Annotated in this window: 9 protein-coding genes; 2 read left to right on the top strand and 7 right to left on the bottom strand. The window is 62.6% G+C overall.

Annotated elements, in window-relative coordinates; genetic code table 11:
• Positions 1-19: 19 nt before the first annotated feature.
• Positions 20-205, top strand: a complete 186-nt coding sequence (locus tag H7225_RS08875; RefSeq protein ID WP_290660927.1) for a hypothetical protein — start codon at positions 20-22, stop codon at positions 203-205.
• Here the strand turns inward: H7225_RS08875 and H7225_RS08880 are convergent.
• On the bottom strand, positions 123-2,210 hold the full coding sequence (locus H7225_RS08880) for a site-specific recombinase (protein WP_290660929.1): 2,088 nt from the start codon (positions 2,208-2,210) through the stop codon (positions 123-125). The two genes, H7225_RS08875 and H7225_RS08880, sit on opposite strands and share 83 nt — an antisense overlap.
• A gap of 21 nt (positions 2,211-2,231) precedes the next feature.
• Positions 2,232-2,606, bottom strand: a complete 375-nt coding sequence (gene apaG / locus H7225_RS08885; protein WP_290660931.1) for a Co2+/Mg2+ efflux protein ApaG — start codon at positions 2,604-2,606, stop codon at positions 2,232-2,234.
• 137 nt (positions 2,607-2,743) lie between these two features.
• Between apaG and H7225_RS08890 the strand changes: the two genes are divergently transcribed.
• A complete protein-coding gene (locus tag H7225_RS08890) occupies positions 2,744-3,064 on the top strand; it encodes a hypothetical protein (protein ID WP_290660933.1) in 321 nt (106 codons plus the stop codon).
• Positions 3,065-3,276: 212 nt separating this feature from the next.
• Here the strand turns inward: H7225_RS08890 and H7225_RS08895 are convergent, their stop codons facing one another.
• The 5 genes from H7225_RS08895 to H7225_RS08915 all read right to left on the bottom strand — a co-directional run.
• The gene (locus H7225_RS08895; protein WP_290660935.1) at positions 3,277-4,041 is read right to left on the bottom strand and encodes a hypothetical protein; all 765 of its coding nucleotides are present in this window, start codon (positions 4,039-4,041) and stop codon (positions 3,277-3,279) included.
• Positions 4,013-4,648 carry an N-acetylmuramidase family protein gene (locus H7225_RS08900; protein ID WP_290660937.1) on the bottom strand — a complete coding sequence of 212 codons (636 nt, stop codon included), beginning with the start codon at positions 4,646-4,648 and terminating at the stop codon, positions 4,013-4,015. The genes H7225_RS08895 and H7225_RS08900 overlap by 29 nt, the downstream gene beginning before the upstream one ends.
• Before the next feature lie 3 nt (positions 4,649-4,651).
• Positions 4,652-5,404 (bottom strand): LysM domain-containing protein, encoded by a 753-nt coding sequence (locus tag H7225_RS08905; RefSeq protein WP_290660939.1) that lies wholly within the window; start codon positions 5,402-5,404, stop codon positions 4,652-4,654.
• Positions 5,388-6,839, bottom strand: a complete 1,452-nt coding sequence (locus tag H7225_RS08910) for a type VI secretion system Vgr family protein (protein ID WP_290660941.1) — start codon at positions 6,837-6,839, stop codon at positions 5,388-5,390. The genes H7225_RS08905 and H7225_RS08910 overlap by 17 nt, the downstream gene beginning before the upstream one ends.
• The coding region (locus H7225_RS08915) for a phage baseplate assembly protein V (protein WP_290660943.1) at positions 6,796-7,135 on the bottom strand (340 nt) is incomplete at its 5' end. The genes H7225_RS08910 and H7225_RS08915, both read right to left, overlap by 44 nt.

Here is a 7,135-nt window from a genome sequence, read left to right on the forward strand (position 1 = left end):
AAAACTGGTAAACCATCATATGTGGCTGATTGTGCTGGAAGCTGTGGGGGCCTTGGCCCTCTTCGTGTTTCTGATGTGGTGGACGATGTTCTCGGGCCGCGCCAAGGGCGAGTTGTCCGAATTCAACGAGGCGGCAGCAGAAAGCTCAAAGGATGACACCGCACCCGGCGCCACAAAGCCGCCTGCAGACGCGCCCGGTCCTTGATGCGCACGCCGCGTGAGCGCATGGCCACGCGCAGGGCCAGCACGAAGCTAACGCTCACGTTCAAAAGCCCCGTCAACGGGATGGCCGCCACGCACCACCAGAGCTGAGGGTGGTGCAGCACGGCCGGCCCCAGGGTGCCTGCCGCCGCCGCCAGCTGGCCGGTGGACAAGGTGACGTGCCGCACGTCCAGCGGCAGCGCGAAAAAGCCGGCAATGACCGGCACCAGGCCCAGCATCAAGCCCAACGACACATTCGAGCCCAGGCTGGAGATGTTATGCCGCCACCAGGCTGCCCAGCGCACCGCGCGCTGCGGCCCCAGCGTGGCGCGGATGCGCGGGTTCCAGCGCAGGGCGCTGTCCAGGCGGTGCAGCACGAACCAGTTCTCCAGCCAGCCCGCGAACAGGCTGGACACGAAGAGCAGCACGCCGGTGAAAGCCGCGTACCAAAGCGACGGCCCCCAAAAGGTGAGCGTGTCCAGCACATGGTTGGCCGAGTTCACATCGATCAAGGGCCGCCTGAACACCCACCACGACAGCGATTGCGCGGCCAGCACCACCGGGGCCACCACCATCAGGTTGCCCAGGATGCCGGCCATCTGCGATCGGAACAAATGGGCCACCTCGTCCACGAAACCTTCGACGGCCTCCTCGCTGCGCGTGTCGGCCAGCTTGGCCGCCATGGCGGGGGCGGTCATGGCCGGCTGCTTGGTGGCCACGGTGAAATGCAGCAGCTGCACGATCACAAAGCTCAGCGCGTAGTTGGTGCCCGCGGCCAGCCCGCTCCAGAAGGGCGACAGGCCCATGGCCAGCACCGCGAACTTCAAGAAGGTGGTGCCCGCCAGCACCGCGCCGCCACCTGAGGCGCGCCGCAACATGGTGAGGTATTCAGCGCGGTCACGGGTGATGTAGTGCTCGCCGGTCTCGGCGCTGCGCTCAGCCACCTTGCGGGCCAGCAGCGAGTAGTGCTGCGTGAACAACGCTCGCACACCGCTGCGCTTGGCCCCCACCTGGATCAGGTCCACGATCAGCGCGCGCAAGTCCAGCGTGGGTTGGCTTGACAGCACGCAACCCAGCAACTGCTCGATGCGCCGACAACGCTCGCTCAACTGGTCGATCTGGAACACGATGTCGATCGACACCCCGTTGGCCTCCAGGTGGTCGTGGATGCCTTGGGCGGCCTTGACACAGGTGTCCAGCAAGGCGCGCAGGTATTGCGCCTCTTGCAGCAAGGTGCCTTGCACATCGACATGGGGCGAAGGCCCGACCGCGCCCTTCAAGGCCAGCACATGCAGGTTCTCAGCCACGTACACCAATTGCCTGAAGGCCTGCCGCGTGGGCGTGGGCGCGGCCACTTCGGCCCCCGACCCCACGCCATCAAAGTCGACATCGACCCGCATGCCCATGCGCCCGCGCAACTCGCGCGAAAAGCCCTCGGCCCGCACCTGGCTGGACAGGAACATGATGGCGTCGTAGAAAGGCTCGTGCCAGCCCAGCGGCGCGGCCTTGATCGCGTCAATGGCCTCGCGCCACAGCGCGGCCAGGTCGGCCAGCACCGCGTCGTCCAACTGCATCAGCCAGTCGGCGTCCTTGGGGTCGCTGAACAGCAAATTGAACAGGCTGGCCAGGTCGGTGGTGGCCGGGCTCAGGGGCAGCAGGCGCGTGCGCAGGCGCTCACCCAGCTCGTCTGAGAACGAGGTGCGCGCGGCAAAGCCATAGTCGGCCAGCAAGGCGGCCACATCAATGTCGCGCCAAAAAGCCGACAACAAAGCCACGACCTTCGTGCGGCGCTCGGACGGCGGCGCCAGTTGCCGCACGACGTACTTCACGCCCGAGACGGGCTCGCCCGATCGGATCCAGTCCATCAGCTGCACCAGCCACAGGTGGCGTTCGGCCAAAGGCAAATCACCGCTGGCCGAATCCAGCAACTGGCTGATGTCTGCCGGAGCGCTGGGATGCGGCAGCCAGCGCCGCTTCGCTTTGGGGATCGTCTTGTCCGGCTGAGTCAAACGCGCGCCCTCATCATCAGATCAATGCAAGGACTGTGACCGCGCCAACGAGAACGGCTCGATGGGCGCGTCAAAAGGATGGGCTTCGTCGGTCATGCAAAAGAAGGTGCCCTGCATCAGGCCATGCGGCGTGGTCAGCCGTGCCCAACTGGTGTACTCGAACTTTTCGCCCGGCTTGAGCATGGGTTGGTGGCCCACCACGCCCAGGCCGCGCACTTCCTCGACATGGCCGGTGGCGTCGGTGATGACCCAGTGCCGGCCGATCAACTGTGCGGCCACATCGCCGTTGTTGACGATGGTGACCGTGTACGAAAACGCATACTCTTGCTGAGCAGGGTTGCTTTGTTCCTCAAGGAACTGCGGAACCACCGCACAGGTGAATTGGGGATGACTCATTCGGCCCATTCTAGGAAGGCAAAGCGTAATCTTGGTGAAACGGCGTTTGAATAACCCCTGCTGACCGCGGGGAGGCCGTTCAGGCGGACCAGCATGGTGGCACGAAATGCCGCTGGAACTTTGAGGTACAACGTCGCATGACCGACGAGTACCAAATCGAGATCCCGCCTTCCTTTTACGGGCTGCACACCGACGCGCGCCACCGTTTGACGGTGCCCATGGCGCGGGTGCGCGAGCGCTACGAGGTGTGCGAGGACTTGGCCAGCCACATGGTGGAGCATTGCCAGAGCGTGCACCTGGACATCGGTGTGGCCGAAGACGAGGTGCTGGTGCGCTGCCACCGGGGGCTGGCGTCGCCCGAGTCGGGCGTGTCAGTGGCCGAGGCCGGCTGGATCGTGACGCGCCTGGCCGAATTGCTGGGGTGGGCGCCGATTGAGCTGGAAGGGCCGTCGGCATGATCACCTTCTTGGCTTTCGGGGCCGCCTTCGGCCTGCCGATGCCAGCCCTACCAAGGCAACACCAACGGCATGTTCAAGACATCCCGTACTGGATCGGCGTGCATTGGCGCTGGGTGCAGTTTGAAACGCCGATGAAGCACGAGGTGAAGCGGCACGCCAATCTGGTGGCGTATGAGGCGCGGATGGCGGGCGAGGTTTTTTGGGGCCTTGTGCTAATGGACAGCCGAGGATGGCAAGCTCGCGTTGCACCGACGCAAGGCACGCTTGGCATCGGGAACGGCATCGACCTGATTGGGGTTGCCCAGGCAGCGGTCATCTTGTTCGACAGTGATCTTGCCGTTGTTCGAGGTGAGTCGCAGCAACACGGTCATGCGCTTCCAGCCTGAACCTATTTCGCTGGGCTTGGCCGCTGGCTTGTGATCGATCGCGAAGTACTGCACCGTCACCAGCATGGCGTTCTGGGTGGCGTCATACACGCCCACCGCAGGTATTGAATTGCAGAAAATCGGGACTGACTCGTTGATGCGGATGGTGTGCCAGCCGACTTCGTGGAACTGGGCGTCGAAGAAGCCGATGTGGCAGGCTTGAGTCTCTCGTTGACCTTCCATGCATTGATAGGCGGTGACTTTGCCAACCGAGGTGCAGACTTCGCCGGGGCGGGTTTGAGGCATGTACTTCGCGGGCTGCATGTAGAACTTGGTTTGATCGATAGACAGCTTGAAACTTAATTCGCGAAGTGCAAAGTTGGTGTCGGCAGGGGTTGCAGTTCGGGCCTTGACAGCAGCCATGCCAACTTGTTCTAGCTTTGGAAGCTCATGGTCACTATCAGGAATACGAGAGCCATCAATTCGATATCTCGAGTCCCACTTCGTTGAGAGTTGAAGGTGAGCCAAAGAAGGCAGGGCCGTCATCATGAGCATGTAAAAAAACAGCGTGCTGTGCCACTGCTCACGCTTTTTGCGCTTTGTGTTTGTCATAAGCTGCTTTCAATTTGACATCGTAGTTATAGGTCTTGTAGCCAGGCCCGTTGTAGTTGTAGGCAATCATGGCCCAGTCTTTGGCTTTGATGGCATCCCACAACGACATGGCTTTGCCAGCTTTCCTGTTCTTAGGGTCCTTCCAGGCGGCGGGTTTTCTCTGAATAAAAGTGGCCATCAGATTAATTTGTGCGTACTCAGATGCACAAACCATCCCGACGAATAGATCGGCGTCATTGACGCCACACAGACCACAGTTGTCCCCCATGATCTGAAACTTACCCCATGAGCACGAACGCAACGCGGCATCCGGGTCAAGCCGATAGGCATTGATCAGTCGCAGGTAAGAGCTGGCGTAATCCGAGTAAATATCGGTGGCTTCAACCTTGCCGTGATGCATGCGTTTGTCATCTTGACCCAGCAGGCTTTTCTTGCGGTAGGCAAAAGGCCAAGAAATGTCAGGGTGAGCCGTATCGAAGCGCCCTTTTGTGAGCCGGCTGAAGTAATGCCGCTCAAACAACAGAGCTGGAACGCTGGCGCCATCGCCCTTGTTGAGCCGCCAGAAGGAACACTTGCCACCGCTTTCAACGTCAGAAAAAGCCTTCAAAACTTAGGGCTCACATTCGAGTTGCTTGGCGGCCTCACGCCAGTCTTCTTCAGCAATCTCATGCCCCGAATACTTGCCAAACAAATCCAACAGCCCTTGAGGCAGGTCCACCTCGATCTTCACGATGGGTTGACCTTTGAGGCCTTTGGTTTGCTGTGTTTTGACCGCAGGATTATTCTTGCTCGACTTGCCTGTGGTCGCCCCGGGCACGGCAGGTTGAGCCCTCGTCAGAGCATGCACTGCAGTTTGCAAGGTGCTGCCCAGATCGTGCAGCGCATCACTGGGCATTTGCCGCGTGGTGCTGGCCACCACCAACGCAGTGCTGGTCAAGGTCACGAGTTTATGGCCATAGTCTGAAGAGACGTGGGCCACTTCCTGCCAGGCGCCACCGGCCTCTTGAATCCAGACTTTGATGCGTGACCGCGCACTGCCGGTGATGAATGGCGGGATCAGCCCATCTGCGCCCGTCGCGCCCTCTTGCTTGCACTCGTCAAATGCCACCCGGTAGCGCAGTTTGTCGATCGGGTGGCGCAACGGGTCGAGGAACAGCACACTTGCGCCGAAAGCGGTGGACTCCGACAAGTACAGCGTCTGGCCGATGGCGAGTCGATTGCCGTTCGCCAGTGCATTGAATCGCATCAGCTCGGCCACGGTTCGCCCGCAACGGGCCGCAATCTTGCTCAGCGTATCACCGCGCCGAACGCCATAGGGATCGGGCAGTGGCGAGTTGGGGTGCGATTCATTCATCGTCGTCATGCTGGAACTCGCGGTCGGGGTCTGTGGGGTCGGCGATGTTGATCGTCTCTTCGAGATGCCAGGTCGGACCGTCATGGCGTTGCCAGTACTGCACCTCTGACGCTTCGTGCGTGGTCACGGTCGCCGTGGGGCGACCGCGCATCAGGCGGCGACCTTCGGCCAATGCTCGACCCGCTGCGTACACGGTGGTCGATGCGCCCAATTGGAATGGCAGCCAGGCATCGGGGATGGCCGTGTGGTCGAGCGCCTCTGCAAACAGCGCTTGAGCAGGAGCATGACGGCCATTCAGTGACCGGGCCACAGGCAAAGACAGCGGTGGCACTGAAGCACTCCCACCCCCCGTCAGCTCCTTCATCGCCCCCTTGAACGCCGCCACCCCGCTCGTCCCCACCTCAATGTCCCCACCCTCGATCTTGATGTAGCTGCCGCCCCCATTCAGCACGATCTTGTTGGGCGCGCTGATGACGATGCTGCCCGCGGTGCTTTGAAGGTCAATGCCTTGCAAAGCCGTCAAGCTGAAGCGATCGCTCTGAGCCTGCGTGTTCACATTGCCACTGGCCGCGTGCAGCTTCAAGCCGACATCCTGCACAGCGCGCTGCGCATCCTTGGCCTCGCCCCGGGTGAACAGGCTGATGCCATCCTTGACGGCCCAGGCCGCATGCCGCTGGCTCAGCAGGTTGGTGTCCTGCCCGGTGGTGATGGTGGCGTGCTGCCCCGCGCTGATCACGGTATGCGCCGGTGTGGCGCTGCTGATGGCGGCGGCGGCGCTCAAGACCAGGTCCGGGCGCGCGGTGATGGGGATGCTGCCGTGGCCGCCATCGATGGCGGCGATCGCGCCGGGCTCGCCCGAGGCATCGACGGCTTGACCGCCGCCCGATGACCGCGTGCCCTTCAAGCTGCTCAGCGTGGCCTTCAAGGCCTTCTGCGCATTGAGCTGATCGGGCGCAGGCGCATTGGGCAACTTGGCCAGGTGCGTCTGCGCGTTCTCGCTCAAAGATCTGAGCAGCTCGGCCTGGCTTTGCAGCTGGCTTTGCGCCTCGCGCGTGTTGGTGGGCTGGCCTTGCGCTGTGCTGCTGCCACCAGGGCGCGCAAAGGTGCTGATGTGCAGCCCACTGCCCGCGCGCACCGCGCCCTGCGCCTGCGTGTGCAGCTCCAACCCATGGCCTCGTTGGGCCAAGCGTTGGTTGTCATTCTGTTGCAGCAGGTGGCCCATCTGCAGCCAGGTCTGGCTTTGCGTGGTGTGCGCCAGCACGCGGCCTTGGTCGGGCGTGTCGTCGAACACCAGTTGGTTGTGGCCGCCACCGCCGCTCTGGCTGGTGTCCAGGCTCTGGCTTTTGAAACCGCTCAGGGTGGCGGTGTGGGCATGGCCTTCTTGCTCGCCTTGCCGCTGGTCACCAGGGAACCAGGCGGGCGCATTGCCGGTGGCTGACCTCATTGCCTTGCGCGTTGCCCGAACCCTGGCCGTTGTAGGCCGCGCCAATCACCACTGGCCGGTCGATGTTGCCTTCCAAAAAGGCCACCACCACTTCCTGACCCAGGCGGGGGATGAATCCGCTGCCCCAGTTGGCGCCCGCCCAGCCTTGCCCCACTCGCACCCACGTGCCCGAGGCATCGGAGGCCGGGGCGTTGTCAGCGTCAAGCGTGGGCGAGCCGTGGCCCAGGCGGTGGCTGCTGCTGGCGCCACGCTGCCAGTGGAACTGCAGCTTGATGCGGCCATCGCGGTCGGTGTGC

It is taken from the genome of Aquabacterium sp. (genome assembly GCF_014378415.1).
GTDB lineage: Bacteria > Pseudomonadota > Gammaproteobacteria > Burkholderiales > Burkholderiaceae_C > Aquabacterium.